We start from the raw sequence: 14558 nt of genomic DNA, 5'->3' as shown, positions 1-14558 counted from the left end.
GTTTTTTGTTTAAGATATTTGTCTGTCCTATATAAGTGTTTGTCACTATTATTTCATTAAATAATAACTAAATTAGCATCAAACAATAAACGATGCTGAAAAATATCTTTTTAAATTTTTGCTTTATAACATGTTTGGTCCTTGGTGTTAGTGGTCAAACATTGGATAGTTTAACGGTGGAAAAAATAATGCGTGATCCGAAATGGATGGGAACACCACCGACAGATTATTTATGGTCAAAAGATAGTAGATATCTTTTTTTTGAATGGAACCCCGATAATAAGGCTAAAAGTGAGGTGTATAAATTGGACGTAAACACGAAGAAATATGCTTTATCTTCCATTGATGAAAGACGAGAAGAAGGGTTGAAAAATTTTATTTTTAACAAGGATAGGTCGTTGGCTTTATTTGTTGAGCGTGGAGATGTTTATTTATATACGATAAAAGATGGAAAAACAGAGCGTTTGACCACTACTGTAGAGCAGGAGCAACCTATTGGTTTTTTGAATAATAATGATATCGTTTATCAGCGGGGGAGTAATGTATTTCTTTTGCAGGGAGAAAAGCGAGCTGTCGTGCAATTGACAAATTTTCTAAGTGGAGCTAATCCGAGAAGCGGATTAGCAAAACATAACCGAACATCTGATCATGATTTGTGGTTGGAGGAAGATCAATTGGCTCTTTTTGACGTTTTGAAAGAAAAGAAGAAGGAAAAAGAAGAAGCGCAGGCAGATAAAGAAGAGCAACTAATGCCTAAGCCCATCTACTATGGAGATGCAGGGTTGTCAGGGCTTTCAATTAGCCCCGATGGCAAATATGTTAGCTATCGGTTACATTATCGTAATCGTGGAGGTAAAGTAACCGAAGTGCCCGAATATGTAACAGAGTCGGGCTATGTAAGCAATATGCTTATCCGCACAAAAGTTGGAGCGACGTATGGGACTAGCGAGTCGTTTGTATATTCTGTAGACCGCGATACATCTATGAGATTGGATGTAAATCAGATTAGCGGGATAAAAGATTTGCCAGATTATCTAAAAGATTATCCTGAACAGTTGAAAGAACGTAGCGAAAAGAATGAAAATAGGGATGTGAATTGGGGAACTGTAAGATGGTCCGGCAATGGGAAGGATGGTGTTGTTACTGTAAAATCTCTTGATAATAAAGATTTCTGGATTTTAAAAGTGGATCCATCGACAAGTAATGTGACGTTGATAGACAGGCAACGTGATGAAGCGTGGGTGGCAGGGCCAGGCATTGGACGCGATGTTACTTGGATTGATGATGATCAGTTTTACTTTCAAAGCGAGGCAAGCGGCTATTCACATTTATATACGTATAATGTATCGACAGAAAGTAAGAAACAATTGACACAAGGTAATTGGGAAGTGCAAGCTGTGCAGCTATCGGCTGATAAAAAATATTTTTACATAACAGCTAATAAAGAACATCCGGGGATAAAACACTTTTATACTTTACCTATAACTGGCGGAGAGATGAAACAGCTCACAGAGTTGAAAGGTGGGAATGAAGTTTTATTGTCTCCTGATGAGAAATGGTTGGCTGTGAACCACTCCTATATGGACAAACCATGGGAGCTTTATTTGCAAGAAAATAAAAAAGGGAGCAAAGCCTTACAGATCACCAAGTCGACTACAGCAGAATTTGATAGTTATGCCTGGAGGAAGCCGGATATGATTAGTTTTAAAAACCGACACGGTAATGAGGTATATGCTCGGGTATATACACCTAAAGAGCAGCATCCTAATAGACCTGCTGTTGTGTTTGTGCATGGGGCAGGATATTTGCAAAACGTACACTTCTGGTGGAGCCAATATTTTAGAGAGTATATGTTTAACAATATGTTGGCAGATTTGGGCTATACGGTAATCGATATTGATTATACAGCAAGTTCGGGCTATGGTAGGGATCATCGTACAGGAATTTATAGACACATGGGGGGAGTAGATTTGTCGGATCATGTAGATGGTGTACAGTATCTGGTTGACAACTATAATGTAAACCCTGAGAATGTAGGTATTTATGGAGGGTCTTATGGTGGTTTCATAACGTTGATGGCGTTGTTTAATGAACCTGATGTTTTCAGGTCAGGAGCAGCTTTAAGATCTGTTACTGATTGGGCACACTATAACCATGGTTATACGTCTAATATTTTAAATACTCCGGTGGATGACCCCATTGCTTATAAACGAAGTTCGCCAATCTATTTTGCAGATTCTTTGAAGGGAAATTTACTGATGTTGCATGGGATGGTAGATGTGAATGTACAGTTTCAGGATATTGTGCGTTTAACCCAGCGTTTTATAGAGTTAGGTAAAGATAATTGGGATTTAGCTGTATATCCGGTCGAAGACCATGGCTTTGTACACCCATCAAGCTGGACTGATGAATATAAACGTATATTCAGGTTATTTGAAGATACTTTAAAAAAGTAATTCGTAATATTTTAACATATAACCGGATATAATAAAAGCCTGTTTGTCGAGTAGACGAACAGGCTTTTATTATATTATTTATTTGTGAAGATGAATTAGTTCACAAAAGTTAAGGTTATTATCCACCTAATTGAGTACGCTTGAATGCTGTAACCGTTAATCCTTTAGAAACTGAATCTAAGAATTGTGAAATGTTTTTTGAAGAATCTTTAACAAACTCTTGATTTAACAAGGTGTTATCTTTGAAGAATTTATTCAATTTACCTTGTGCAATTTTTTCTGCCATTTCAGCTGGTTTTCCTTCAGCGATAATTTGCTCTTTTGCAATAGCAATTTCACGATCAATAGTTGTTTGATCTACACCGTCTTTATCAATAGCGATCGGGTTCATAGCTGCAATTTGCATAGCTACGTCTCTGCCTGCTTCGTCAGCACCTTCTGTATCAGCTGAAAGTCCTACTAAAACGCCTAAACGGTAGTTTCCGTGGATATAAGCTACTACTTTTTCTGCATTTACAGTTTCATAGTTTGAAACGTCAATTTTCTCACCAATAACTCCTGTTTGTTCGATTAAAGCGTCTGCGATGTTTTTACCATCGATTTGTAATGCTTTTAATTCGTCTAGTGTAGCTGGTTTGTTTTCTAAAGCAATATTTGCAATTCTCTCAGCAAAAGCTACGAAATCAGCATTTTTAGCTACGAAGTCCGTTTCACAGTTTACTTCAACCACAACTCCTGATTTTCCATCAGCAGCAGCTTGAGCAATAACAACACCTTCATTAGATTCACGGTCTTGACGGCTTGCAGCTACTTTAGCACCTTTTTTACGTAAGTAATCAACAGCAGCTTCGAAGTCTCCATTAGCTTCTACTAGCGCTTTTTTACAATCCATCATACCTGCGCCTGTTTGTTGACGCAATTTGTTTACATCTGAAGCAGAAATTTGTACTGACATGTTTTTATTTCTTTATTTATTTTACTGATCTAAAGCTTAGCAAGTATACATTTTTTATACCATTTTAAAGTTAAGCTTCTGTTAAGGAACAAAAAACCGGACAAACGCATGCTGCTGAATTTGAAGAGTATCTTCAAGAGCTAACACGTGTCCATCCGGTTTTAATATAAGAATATTATTCTCCGTCTTTCTCTTTACGAGGGCGTTTTACAGTGTTAGCTTCTTCTTTAGCTTCACCGTTGTCGATTGCAGCTTTAGCAGCAGCAGCTTCTTTTTCTGCGTCCTCTTCTTTGTCGCGTTTGCGCTCGTCTAAGCCTTCTTGAATAGCTTTTCCGATAATGCTAGCGATTAAAGTAATTGATTTCGTAGCGTCATCATTTGATGGGATTGGGAAATCAATGTTAGATGGGTCAGAGTTTGTATCGACCATTGCAAAAGTAGGGATATTCAACTTCATAGCCTCAGCTACTGCAATGTGCTCTTTTCTCACGTCAATGATAAATAAAGCTGCAGGTAAACGGTTCAAGTCAGCGATACCTCCTAAAAGGCTTTCTAACTTAATACGCTCACGTTGAATCATCAACTTTTCTTTTTTAGATAATACATCGTATGTACCATCTTTTTGCATTTTGTCGATGTTAGACATCTTTTTGATAGACTTACGAACTGTTGCAAAGTTTGTAAGCATACCACCTAACCATCTCTCTGTAACGAAAGGCATATTAACCTCTTTCGCTTGCTGAGCAATGATTTCTTTCGCTTGTTTCTTCGTTGCTACGAATAATACTTTACGACCTGACTTTACTATTTGTTTGATAGCTGAAGCAGCTTCTTCTAACTTGGTTAAAGTTTTGTTCAAGTCGATAATGTGGATACCGTTGCGCTCCATGAAAATGTACTTTGCCATTTTCGGATCCCATTTACGGGTAAGGTGGCCAAAGTGGACACCTGCATCCAATAATTCCTGATAAGTTGTTCTTGCCATTTTTTGATCCTCCCTTGATTAACGTTTACTGAATTGGAATTTTCTACGTGCTTTGCGGCGTCCTGGTTTCTTACGCTCAACCATACGGTCATCACGAGTCATTAGGCCTTTTGCACGTAAAGCTGGTTTTACCTCTGGGTCAAGCTCTACTAACGCTTTAGCAATTGCTAAACGTACAGCTTCAGCTTGTCCTTTGACGCCACCACCTTGAACGTTAACTTTCACATCAAAGTTTCCTGCAACACCTGCTACCTCAGTAGATTGAGTAACGATGTATTGCAATGGCAATGTTGGGAAATAATCCTTGTAGTCTTTACCATTTACGGTAATGATTCCGCTACCAGCAGTTAAGTAAATGCGGGCAACAGCGGTTTTTCTTCTTCCTGAAGTATTAGTTGTTGACATGTTTGCTCTCCTTAAAATTTAACTGGTTTTGGGTTTTGTGCCTCATGCTTATGCTCTGAACCTGCATAAACGTAAAGGTTTTTAAACAATTGACGACCTAGGCGGTTTTTAGGAAGCATACCACGTACAGCTTTCTCGATAATGCGCTCAGGATGTTTAGCCAATAATTGTTTAGGAGAAACAAAACGCTGACCACCTGGGTAGCCTGTATAGCGAACATATACTTTGTCGCCTAATTTGTTTCCTGTCAATCGGATTTTGTCTGCATTGATAACAATCACGTTGTCACCGCAGTCTACGTGTGGGGTGAATGAAGGCTTGTGTTTGCCACGAATTACTTTCGCAATTTCGCTAGCCAAGCGCCCCAAAATCTCGCCTTCAGCATCAACAACAATCCACTCTTTGTTGACGGTGTTCTTGTTGGCAGAGACAGTTTTGTAACTTAACGTATTCACTTGCTTTTGTTTAATTAATTAAAATAATAATATATCCTCGATATAATCACTACAAAGAGGTCTGCAAAGGTACGAGAAATAGTTTGTAAAATAAAAATGATTTTTACTTTTTGTAAATTTAACATGATTTAAGATTACGTAGTTAAACTTTTGCTTTTTTTTGTCATCTTTATAGAAGTTACAAGTGAGGAACTTTAAAAATATCAAATGAGTTTGAGTAAAAAAATATTTTATATTGGGATAACGGTCCTATTATTTCTGAGTGTTCATGGAAATGCGCAGGAGGTTGTGGAGGAAAAACCTTATAAGAATGAGCTGATGTTAGCAGAAGGTCAGCTTCGGACTGGTAATCTTATCGGGGCTATTGATATACTAGATGGTATCATTGAAAAATATCCGGATGCAGCAGAAGTATACTATGCAAAGGCTCTTTTATTCGGACAGGCGCGTAATTTTGAAATGGCAGTCCCGTTAGCTGTGAAAGCTTATGAGTTGGAGCAGACCAATATATTATATGCAAATTACCTGATTGAACTATATAAAGGAAGTGGTGATTTATTAGCTGCTATTAATGTTTTGGATAAAGTGATACTTGATAATCCTAATAATGCTGCATTGATGAGAGAGAAAATGATGCTTTTACACGCCAGTAAGCAATCGGAAGAAGCTCTTGAAATATATGATATATCTGTGAATAAATTTGGCGCTTCTGATACGCTAGATGTTATTAAAGCGGAAATTTTAGGTGATTTGCAGAGAAAGGATGAAGCCTTGACTGTGCTAAAGCCGTGGGCAGATAATAAGTCAAGAATTAGGCAGGTTTACAGTGCTATGGCTTATATCTATATAAGTGAAAAGAATGTAAAGCAGGCTATTCAAATTTTGGAGAAGGGAGTCGAAAATACAAAAGATGATTTGTTGTATTTAGATTTGGCAGATGCATATGCTGCAGGTAAAAGAAATAAACAGGCTTTTGAAGTGCTAAATAAAGCATTTGAATCTTCTAATATAGATTATGGAGATAAGCACCGCGTGATGTTTACTATTTTAAGTGGACGAACAGATGTTACATTGGAACAAATGCAGCAACTGGCAAACGTTTTGGTTTTAAAATACCCTCGTATAGCTGATAGCCATGTTGCTAAAGGTGATGTGATGTGGAGGCAAGGGAAATTAGCAGAAGGGCGGGCGTTGTTTTTAACAGCTGTCGGTTTAAATGCTAATCATGTGGATGCCTGGCGTATGCTGATGAATGTGGAGCTCGCAATGAATGAGTCACAAAGTGCGATTGCCCATGGGTTTGAAGCATTGAATGCGAACCCTAATAACGTAATGTTGTTATACTTTACAGGTATAGCTTATATCGTGCATGATGATATGGATAATGCAAGAAAAATGTTGGAAAGAGCGCTGGATAATAGTAGTACGGAGAATGCTTATTTACAATCGTTGATTTATGCAGGATTAGGAGATGTGTATCATAAACTTAAGCAGGCTGCTGTTTCAGATGTAGCTTATGAAGAAGCTATCAAGCTAGATAGTACCAACGCAACGGCAATGAATAATTATGCTTATTATCTGTCGGAGCGAAATGAAAAGTTGGAATTGGCAGAAAAGCTTTCAAAACAATCTAATGAGTTGGATCCGGAGTCGGGGACATTTCAAGATACATATGCTTGGGTGCTTTTTAAGCAGGAAAAATATAAAGAAGCTCTGGTTTGGATTGAGAAAGCAGTGCGCAGCTCTAAACCTTCTGCAGTTTTATATGAACATTACGGCGATATTTTATTTAAGACGGGTAGTAGCAAAGAAGCTGTTAAGCAGTGGGAAAAAGCATTAGCACTAAACAATAGTGAAGAGGTTGATATGGAACGATTGAAGAAAAAAATAACGGATAGAAATTATGTGGAGTAGGGTCTGTTGCTTTGTTTTGCTATTTACGGTATTTGCCTCTTGTAAGACAAAAAAGAAAATAAATTTACCAACTACCGATCTGCCGACAGCCGTCGAAGCGGGAAATGCTGCGAGCATCAAAAGTTTTGAGCTAAGTAACTTGGATTTTCTTACGTTTTCTGGGCGAGGAAAAGCAACTATAGAACTGGATAAAAAAACACATGATGCCAATATTCACGTACGTATTGAGAAAGATAAAGCTATCTGGATATCTGTTACAGCGATGCTGGGAGTAGAGGTCGCGCGGATACTTATTGCTCCTGATCGGGTGAAAATATTGAACAAGTGGCAGGGAGAATATATTGAGAAGCCATTTGATTATATTTATAATTATGTCAATCAGGGTATCACATTTAATATATTACAGGATATTTTTTTAGGGAATGTTTCTCCTAATCTTTTGCGCACTGATAATGTACAGGTAGCCAGTGCAGAAGATGAGTTTATAGTTGTTGGCACACAACAGAATTTATCCTATCAATATCGTGTAAACGCAGATAATAGGCCGTTTAACTTTCTTTTACAAGAGTTAAATGGAACACACAATCTAGAAACTTATTATGGAGATCACACGTTGACAAAAGGATATAATTTTCCACATACGGTGATATTTAATTTTTCTGGATCAGAATTGGCGCTGAAAGCACAAATAAGCTATAATAAAGTAGACTTTAATACGGCTGTGGAAATGCCTTTTTCTGTTTCTGAACGATATAAGGTAATAAAGTGATAGGTGTGGTTTCAATTGATTTACAAGTAAAAATGCGGAAAAAGTAGGGTGTCTTTCTGATAGATAAAGTCGAACACTTAGATAAAAATTCTTACTTTTGTAAGCTTGTGTTAATCCGAAGTATATTAGAGAATAACAGTTCATGGATTTAAAAAAAATACTATTTAGTTTCTTTTTCATTTGTAGTGTAGTGTTTGTGTCGGCTCAAAGTAGTGCAGAGCTTAAAAAGCAACGCGAAAAAATTGATGCCGAGATAGCCGAGCTAACAAAAGTTTTACGTGAGAAAACTCAAGAAAAAATCCTTTCACAACGCGAGGTGAATGCATTGAGCAGGCAATTGGGGTTGCGTGAAGACAAGATTAATACCATAAATGCAGAACTGAGGCTTATTAATAATAGTATACAGACTAATACGAAGCAAGTAAATAGCCTGAAGGCGGAACTGGAAAAAATGAAGGTAGATTATGAAAAGATGATTCTTTTTGCCTTTAGAAATAAGAACAGTTATAATAAATTGATGTTTATTTTTGCTTCTAAAGATTTTAACCAAGCTTTTAAAAGAATTAAATATTTACAGCAATTTAGTGATGCCCGTAAAGTAAAAGCTGCAGAGATAGAAGCTACAAAAAAAGAGATTGAATTAAAGATTGCACAATTAGAGCGTGACCGCGTGACACAAAATAACCTCTTGAAAGAACAGGAGAATGAAAAGGCTATCATTGCGAAAGACAGGTCTGTACACGCTAAAGAGTTAAGCGAATTGAAGAAGGAAGAGTCAAGTTTCCAAGGGCAATTGAGTCAAAAACAGCAAGAGAAGAGACGTATTGACGCACAAATTCAAGCTGCTATTCGTCGAGAAATTGAGGAAGAAAGACGTAAAGCAGAGGAAGCAAGAAGAAAAGAAGCAGAAGCAGAGGCGCAACGTACAGGTAAAACGGTAGAAGAGGTAGAAAAGAAAACACCTAGGAAGTCGGATAGTGAAATATTACGTTCAACCCCTGAAGCGGCTAAATTGTCTGCAGATTTTAAATCTAATAGAGGAAGGTTGCCTTGGCCTGTAGGGCAAGGGAATGTGGTGCGAAAATTTGGTTTTGAAACTGTCGAGCGAAATGTTCGGATCGATCATCTGGATGTGGGAATCAGAACTTCTACGAATGCGCCAGTAAGAGCTGTTTTTGATGGAGATGTAGTGCAGGTTATTGGAAGTGTAGTTGTTATTCAACATGGTGAGTACTTTACATCGTATTCAAATTTGAAAAGCTCGGCGGTTAAGAAAGGGCAAAAAGTAGCGCGAGGACAGCAGATAGGTACTGCCGATGATGATCCTGATGCAGGATACTCTGTAGTTAATTTTGGTGTGTTCCAAGGGCAAACAGCAACAGATCCAACCTCATGGTTAGCAAAATAGTTACAAGAAATTTAACTTTTTAATTATATATTTGTAATACGCTGGTAGTTAAGGCGAGATAAGAAATTAGAAATTATGTATACAACGGGATTATTATTTATCGGGACCCAAGAGATTATTATTATAGTAGTGATTGTATTGTTATTATTTGGAGGAAAGAAAATTCCAGAATTAATGCGTGGTTTGGGAAGAGGAGTTAAGGAGTTTAAAGAAGGACAGCGTGAAGAGCCTATGCCAGATAACGAGACAGAGAAAACAGATAACACTACTCAAAAATAATAATGTCAATGACGGCAAAAAACTAAAGAGTTTCATGAAACCATGAAACTCTTTAGTTTTTTGTGAAAATATTTTTCACACCCTAGTCGGTGTGAACTTATTTAATGATTTGTTGTTCAGGCTAATAAAATATTAGCTCGAGAAATAAATATGTATGGTTAGATTATGTATGGGGCTGATACTATTTGTCGTAGGTCAGGTCATGTTGGTACGCGCACAAGATATAACAGAATTTGAAAATGACGGAATATCTCTAGAGTTTCAAGAAGTCGCTACCTTGCAAAGAAATAGTATCCTTCAGAGCTTAGATTCATTAAAACAGCTTTCGCACAGTATTCCCTTGTCTACTTATCAAGATTCGCTTATTTATGATCGCCTTAGAAAGACACAAAGAATAATACCTCTAGCGTATAATGATAAGATTAAAGATTATATAGATCGGTATGTGTCAAAAAACTATAATCCTTATATGAGCAAACTGAGAGGATTGTCTCAGCATTATTTCCCCATTTTTGAACAAGTACTTCAAGAGAATAATTTGCCTGATGAAATCAAGTATATTTCTGTTGTTGAATCGTCCTTAGACCCTCATTTAGTTTCACGTTCAGGTGCAGTTGGTTTATGGCAGTTTATGTTCGGAACGGCTAAATATTATGATTTAACTATGGATAGCCATGTTGATGAGCGTAAAGATCCTTATGCAGCATCTTATGCAGCAAGTCGTTACTTCAAAGATGCCTATGAGGAGTTCGGTGACTGGTTGCTTGCACTTGCCTCTTATAATTGTGGGCGTGGGGCTGTGAGACGTGCAATAGAAAGATCAGGTCTGGATAATCCTGATTTTTGGAGTTTATCTCCTTATTTGCCACAAGAGACACAGAATTATATTCCCAAATTTGTGGCAATGACTTATGCCATGAAAAATGCAGAGACATTTGGTATCGGAGTGGCTGAAACAGATTTTGATTGGAAGCCTAAAGTAATAATGGTTGATCGAAGCGTTAACCTTCAACAAATTGCGCAGGCGGTAGATTTACCTTTGGAAACAGTAAAACAATTTAATCCATCATATAAAAAGACAATAGTCCAAGCAAGTGTGGAAAGTCCTAAACGTCTTGTCTTACCAACGACAGAACAGTTTAATGATAGTTTATTGTATGCGGCTCTAAATAATGAATTAATTCCCAATGAGGTTAATGGTTCTGGAAAGCAGCTTTTAGCAGAGACTAAAACTTATACTGTAGGTAAAGGAGAAACATTAGGTGGTATAGCAAATAAACTGGGCGTGTCTGTTCAGGACTTGAGAGCGTGGAATAATTTAACTGCGAAAAGTAAGATTACTGGACGTACGCTGGCTATTAAAAGAGATGAACCTGTTCGTTTGGCTAGTCACAATACAAAAAAGACCACAATAACGAAAAGTTCTTTTTTAGCTTATGTTGTGAAGAAAGGGGATACGTTATCCCATATTGCAGCAAGACATAAGGGAGTAACAGTGTCGCAGCTGAAATCGGACAATAACTTGAGTTCAAGTTCTTTAAAAATTGGCCAGAAATTGAGAATAAGACAATCTTAATAAGGAAGTTTTAAAAGAGTATCGGTAATGCCTAGTTGTTGTTGGAGACAAGGGGGGACTCTGTATATTCTTGGAGTGAATTTGTATCATTAAACTTACATGTTTAGTGCTTTAATGATTGTGCTTAATTAATCATTTTAGTACTTTACGACAAATAAAAAAACCTTGACCACATTATATTAAAAATGAAAAGAAACCTCAAATTATTTAAAAGAAATTTTATCTTTTTAATGGTGCTCCTAGCTATTGTAGGAATGAACTCCTGTAACAAGCGAAAGGGCCCTCCAAAAGTATTGATTTTTAGCAAAACTGCAGCTTTTTATCATGAATCTATCCCTGCGGGAAATGAAGCACTGTTAAAGCTGATGAAAGAGAATAACATTGAAGCTGATACCACAACAGATGCGGAGTGGTTTAATGAAGAAAAATTAGGTGAATACTCTGCTGTTGTTTTCCTTAATAATACAGGAGATGTGCTAAACCACTATCAGGAAGTAGCATTTGAAAGGTACATTCAAGCCGGTGGTGGTTTCGTTGGCATACACGCTGCCTCTGATACAGAATATGACTGGGCTTGGTATGGAAGGTTGGTTGGTGCTTATTTTAAAAATCACCCTCGTCCTCAACATGCTAATTTTACTGTTGTAAACGCCAATCATGAATCAACTAAAAACTTACCGTCTACATTTTCTTATGATGATGAATGGTATAATTATAAGAAGATAAATCCAGCTATTAATGTTTTGATCACGATTGATGAAAGCTCCTATGAAGGTGGTGAAAATGGTGAAGATCATCCTATGGCCTGGTATCATGAATATGATGGAGGTCGTTCTTTCTTTAGTGGCTTTGGACATTCTATAGCGTCTTATAGTGATTCCTTGCATTTAGCTCATTTTCTTGGGGGAATCAAATATGCTATTGGTGAGAACCGCAAGTTAGATTACAGTAAAGCAAAAACACTTGAAGTGCCAGAAAGACAGCGTTTTGTGAAGACACAGCTTTTGTCAGGTTCACTTTTTGAACCAACCGAGATGGCTATTCTTCCAAATTATGATATTTTGGTTGCTCAGCGTCGCGGAGAGTTGATGCTTTTTAAAGAAAATAGTGGAGAAGTAGTCGAAGCAGGTTTTCTTGATGTTTATCATCATAGTGGTGTGGAAAATGTTAATGCTGAAGAAGGGTTTATGGGATTGGCTTTAGATCCGAATTTTGAAAGCAATAAATTTTTATATGCCTTTTATAGTCCCGCAGATACATCTGTTAACCGGTTGTCTCGTTTTGTATTTGAAAATGGACGCTTAGATATGAAGTCTGAAAAGGTAGTACTTGAGTTTTATTCTCAACGTCAGATTTGCTGTCATACTGGTGGATCTATTGCATTTGGTGGCGATGGGTTGTTGTATGTATCTACGGGTGACAACTCTACACCTTTTGATCAGCCAACTACGTATAAGAATAAAGGATTTGCTCCAATAGATGGACGTGAAGGCTTTGAACAGTACGATGCAAGTCGGTCTTCAGGGAACACCAACGATTTAAGAGGTAAAATTTTACGGATTAAGGTAGAGGCGGATGGAAGCTATAGTATTCCGAAAGGCAATTTATTTGAAGTAGGTACCGAAAAAACTCGTCCAGAGATATTTGTGATGGGAAATCGTAACCCTTACCGAATCTCTGTGGATCAAAAAAATAATTATCTGTATTGGGGTGAAGTAGGGCCGGATGCTAGTAATGACAGTTTAGAGACACGAGGCCCAAGAGGCTATGATGAGATTAATCAAGCTCGTCAGGCTGGATTTTATGGATGGCCATTTTTTGTAGGCGATAATTATGCATATAGGCAGTATGATTATAATAGCGGTAAGTCTGGCGACCCTTTTAATCCAGAAAAGCCAATGAATTTATCACCTAATAATACGGGGTTAGTAAATTTACCTGCTGCACAGCCTGCTTATATTTGGTATCCTTATGGTGCTTCGGCTGATTTTCCACAAGTCGGATCAGGTGGAAGAAACGCAATGGCAGGACCTGTTTACTATACAGATATGTTTCCTAAAGAAACGAGATATCCTGAATACTATAATGGTAAGCTAATCGTATATGACTGGATACGCCGATGGGTGAAAGCCGTTACTATAGCTCCAAATGGTGATTTTGAGAAGATGGAGCCCTTTATGGAAAGAGAGGTGTTTGCCAATCCTATAGACATGGAGGTGGGAAAAGATGGAAGGCTGTATGTGTTAGAGTATGGCAGTGGATGGTTTTCGAAAAATGCCGATGCAGGTATAGTCAGAATAGATTACATTCAGGGTAATTTACCACCGAAAGTAGGAGAGTTAAAAGTAGAACAAATGAGTGGTAATTTGCCATTTACTTTGAAAGCAACAATTGATGCGTCCGATTTTGAAGGAGATAAAATGTCATATTCCTGGAAAATTGGTGATGTTATCAAGGAAACAGATGAGCCTGTTTTAAATTATGTTATTGATAAAAAAGGCGAATATGAAATAAGTGTTGTAGTGAAAGATGTTCACAATGCGAAAAGTGAATCGGCATCTATAGCTGTGTATGCTGGGAATCAACCTCCGGTAGTTGATATTGTTTTGAATAATAACAGCGACAATAGTTATAAGATAGGAGATCGCATCGATTATGAAGTGAAAATTGATGATTCTGGACGTGCATTGGATGAAGAAAATCTAGTTGTTTCTGTTAAATACTTAAAAGAAGAAGAGGTAGCAAAAGCTAGTGTTGGGCATCAGCAGGTTTCTGAACTTGTATTAGGTCGTAGCCTGATGATGGCTTCCGATTGTCAGTCCTGTCACAAGCTGTCGGGAACTAGTGTGGGACCTTCTTATATGCAGGTGTCAGAGAAATACAAGAAACGTGATGATGCGGTTTCGTATTTGAAAGATAAGGTTATGAAGGGTGGTAGTGGTGTTTGGGGGCAAGTTGCTATGGCAGCACATCCCGATATGAAAGCTTTAGAAGCAGAACAAATAGTGAAGTGGATTTTATCACTTTCAGATGATAAAGCTAGCTCTAAAAAAAGTCTTCCAGTAAAAGGGGTAATTACAGCAGATAGTGCCCCAGCTCATGATGCCACAGTATTACGTATAACGGCTGAGTATACCAATTCGCCAGGACCAGGTACGCGCCCATTTACGGGAGTGAAAGTGCGAGATGTAAAATTAAAAGATAAATAATTGCTGATCATGTTTGGGTCAGTTGTTCCTAGCAAATGACCATATTGAAAATAAGGGTTAAATCACTTTAACCCTTATTTTTTTACTATCAATTCTCTAGTATTTGTCAAATACTGTAGAAAGAGGTCTATAGACATTAGCTTAAGC

General features: G+C 37.5%; 11 protein-coding genes. 7 read left to right on the top strand and 4 right to left on the bottom strand.

The features are described from left to right. Positions 1 to 92 precede the first annotated feature (92 nt). Positions 93 to 2456 (top strand): S9 family peptidase, encoded by a 2364-nt coding sequence (locus tag ORI89_RS09615; RefSeq protein WP_268230250.1) that lies wholly within the window; start codon positions 93 to 95, stop codon positions 2454 to 2456. A gap of 118 nt (positions 2457 to 2574) precedes the next feature. Here the strand turns inward: ORI89_RS09615 and tsf are convergent, their stop codons facing one another. From tsf to rplM, 4 genes are all read right to left on the bottom strand, one after another. Further along, positions 2575 to 3411 (bottom strand): translation elongation factor Ts, encoded by an 837-nt coding sequence (gene tsf / locus ORI89_RS09610; RefSeq protein WP_268230249.1) that lies wholly within the window; start codon positions 3409 to 3411, stop codon positions 2575 to 2577. 175 nt (positions 3412 to 3586) lie between these two features. After that, positions 3587 to 4396 carry a 30S ribosomal protein S2 gene (rpsB, locus tag ORI89_RS09605; protein WP_268230248.1) on the bottom strand — a complete coding sequence of 270 codons (810 nt, stop codon included), beginning with the start codon at positions 4394 to 4396 and terminating at the stop codon, positions 3587 to 3589. 18 nt (positions 4397 to 4414) lie between these two features. Continuing rightward, positions 4415 to 4801, bottom strand: coding sequence for a 30S ribosomal protein S9 (gene rpsI, locus ORI89_RS09600; protein WP_268230247.1), 387 nt, complete (start codon positions 4799 to 4801; stop codon positions 4415 to 4417). 11 nt (positions 4802 to 4812) lie between these two features. Next, positions 4813 to 5256 carry a 50S ribosomal protein L13 gene (gene rplM, locus ORI89_RS09595; RefSeq protein WP_268230246.1) on the bottom strand — a complete coding sequence of 148 codons (444 nt, stop codon included), beginning with the start codon at positions 5254 to 5256 and terminating at the stop codon, positions 4813 to 4815. 207 nt (positions 5257 to 5463) lie between these two features. On the opposite strand from rplM, the gene ORI89_RS09590 reads away from it, so the two are divergent. The 6 genes from ORI89_RS09590 (at position 5464) to ORI89_RS09565 (ending at position 14411) form a co-directional block, all read left to right on the top strand. Further along, positions 5464 to 7170, top strand: coding sequence for a tetratricopeptide repeat protein (locus ORI89_RS09590; RefSeq protein ID WP_268230245.1), 1707 nt, complete (start codon positions 5464 to 5466; stop codon positions 7168 to 7170). Then, positions 7160 to 7939: a DUF4292 domain-containing protein gene (locus ORI89_RS09585; RefSeq protein ID WP_268230244.1), complete on the top strand. Its 780-nt coding sequence runs from the start codon at positions 7160 to 7162 to the stop codon at positions 7937 to 7939. Before ORI89_RS09590 ends, ORI89_RS09585 begins: the two co-directional genes overlap by 11 nt. 142 nt (positions 7940 to 8081) lie before the next feature. After that, on the top strand, positions 8082 to 9347 hold the full coding sequence (locus tag ORI89_RS09580; RefSeq protein WP_268230243.1) for a murein hydrolase activator EnvC family protein: 1266 nt from the start codon (positions 8082 to 8084) through the stop codon (positions 9345 to 9347). A gap of 75 nt (positions 9348 to 9422) precedes the next feature. After that, the gene (locus ORI89_RS09575) at positions 9423 to 9626 is read left to right on the top strand and encodes a twin-arginine translocase TatA/TatE family subunit (protein ID WP_268230242.1); all 204 of its coding nucleotides are present in this window, start codon (positions 9423 to 9425) and stop codon (positions 9624 to 9626) included. 154 nt (positions 9627 to 9780) lie between these two features. After that, positions 9781 to 11202 (top strand): LysM peptidoglycan-binding domain-containing protein, encoded by a 1422-nt coding sequence (locus ORI89_RS09570; protein WP_268230241.1) that lies wholly within the window; start codon positions 9781 to 9783, stop codon positions 11200 to 11202. A 185-nt stretch (positions 11203 to 11387) separates the two neighbouring features. Further along, a complete protein-coding gene (locus ORI89_RS09565) occupies positions 11388 to 14411 on the top strand; it encodes a ThuA domain-containing protein (RefSeq protein WP_268230240.1) in 3024 nt (1007 codons plus the stop codon). The last annotated feature ends 147 nt before the right edge of the window (positions 14412 to 14558 follow it).

This window comes from Sphingobacterium sp. UT-1RO-CII-1, from assembly GCF_026711005.1.
GTDB lineage: Bacteria > Bacteroidota > Bacteroidia > Sphingobacteriales > Sphingobacteriaceae > Sphingobacterium.
The sequence above is the reverse complement of the archived record's forward strand: the minus strand, read 5'-3'. Positions and strand labels throughout refer to the sequence as shown.

Bases quoted from the DNA above. Each gene is read 5' to 3' on its own strand.
- ORI89_RS09590 (WP_268230245.1), top strand. From the start codon at position 5,464: ATGAGTTTGAGTAAAAAAATATTTTATATTGGGATAACGGTCCTATTA.
- ORI89_RS09615 (WP_268230250.1), top strand. From the start codon at position 93: ATGCTGAAAAATATCTTTTTAAATTTTTGCTTTATAACATGTTTGGTC.
- tsf (WP_268230249.1), bottom strand. From the start codon at position 3,411: ATGTCAGTACAAATTTCTGCTTCAGATGTAAACAAATTGCGTCAACAA.
- ORI89_RS09580 (WP_268230243.1), top strand. From the start codon at position 8,082: ATGGATTTAAAAAAAATACTATTTAGTTTCTTTTTCATTTGTAGTGTA.
- rpsI (WP_268230247.1), bottom strand. From the start codon at position 4,801: ATGTCAACAACTAATACTTCAGGAAGAAGAAAAACCGCTGTTGCCCGC.
- ORI89_RS09575 (WP_268230242.1), top strand. From the start codon at position 9,423: ATGTATACAACGGGATTATTATTTATCGGGACCCAAGAGATTATTATT.
- ORI89_RS09565 (WP_268230240.1), top strand. From the start codon at position 11,388: ATGAAAAGAAACCTCAAATTATTTAAAAGAAATTTTATCTTTTTAATG.
- ORI89_RS09585 (WP_268230244.1), top strand. From the start codon at position 7,160: ATGTGGAGTAGGGTCTGTTGCTTTGTTTTGCTATTTACGGTATTTGCC.
- rpsB (WP_268230248.1), bottom strand. From the start codon at position 4,396: ATGGCAAGAACAACTTATCAGGAATTATTGGATGCAGGTGTCCACTTT.
- ORI89_RS09570 (WP_268230241.1), top strand. From the start codon at position 9,781: ATGGTTAGATTATGTATGGGGCTGATACTATTTGTCGTAGGTCAGGTC.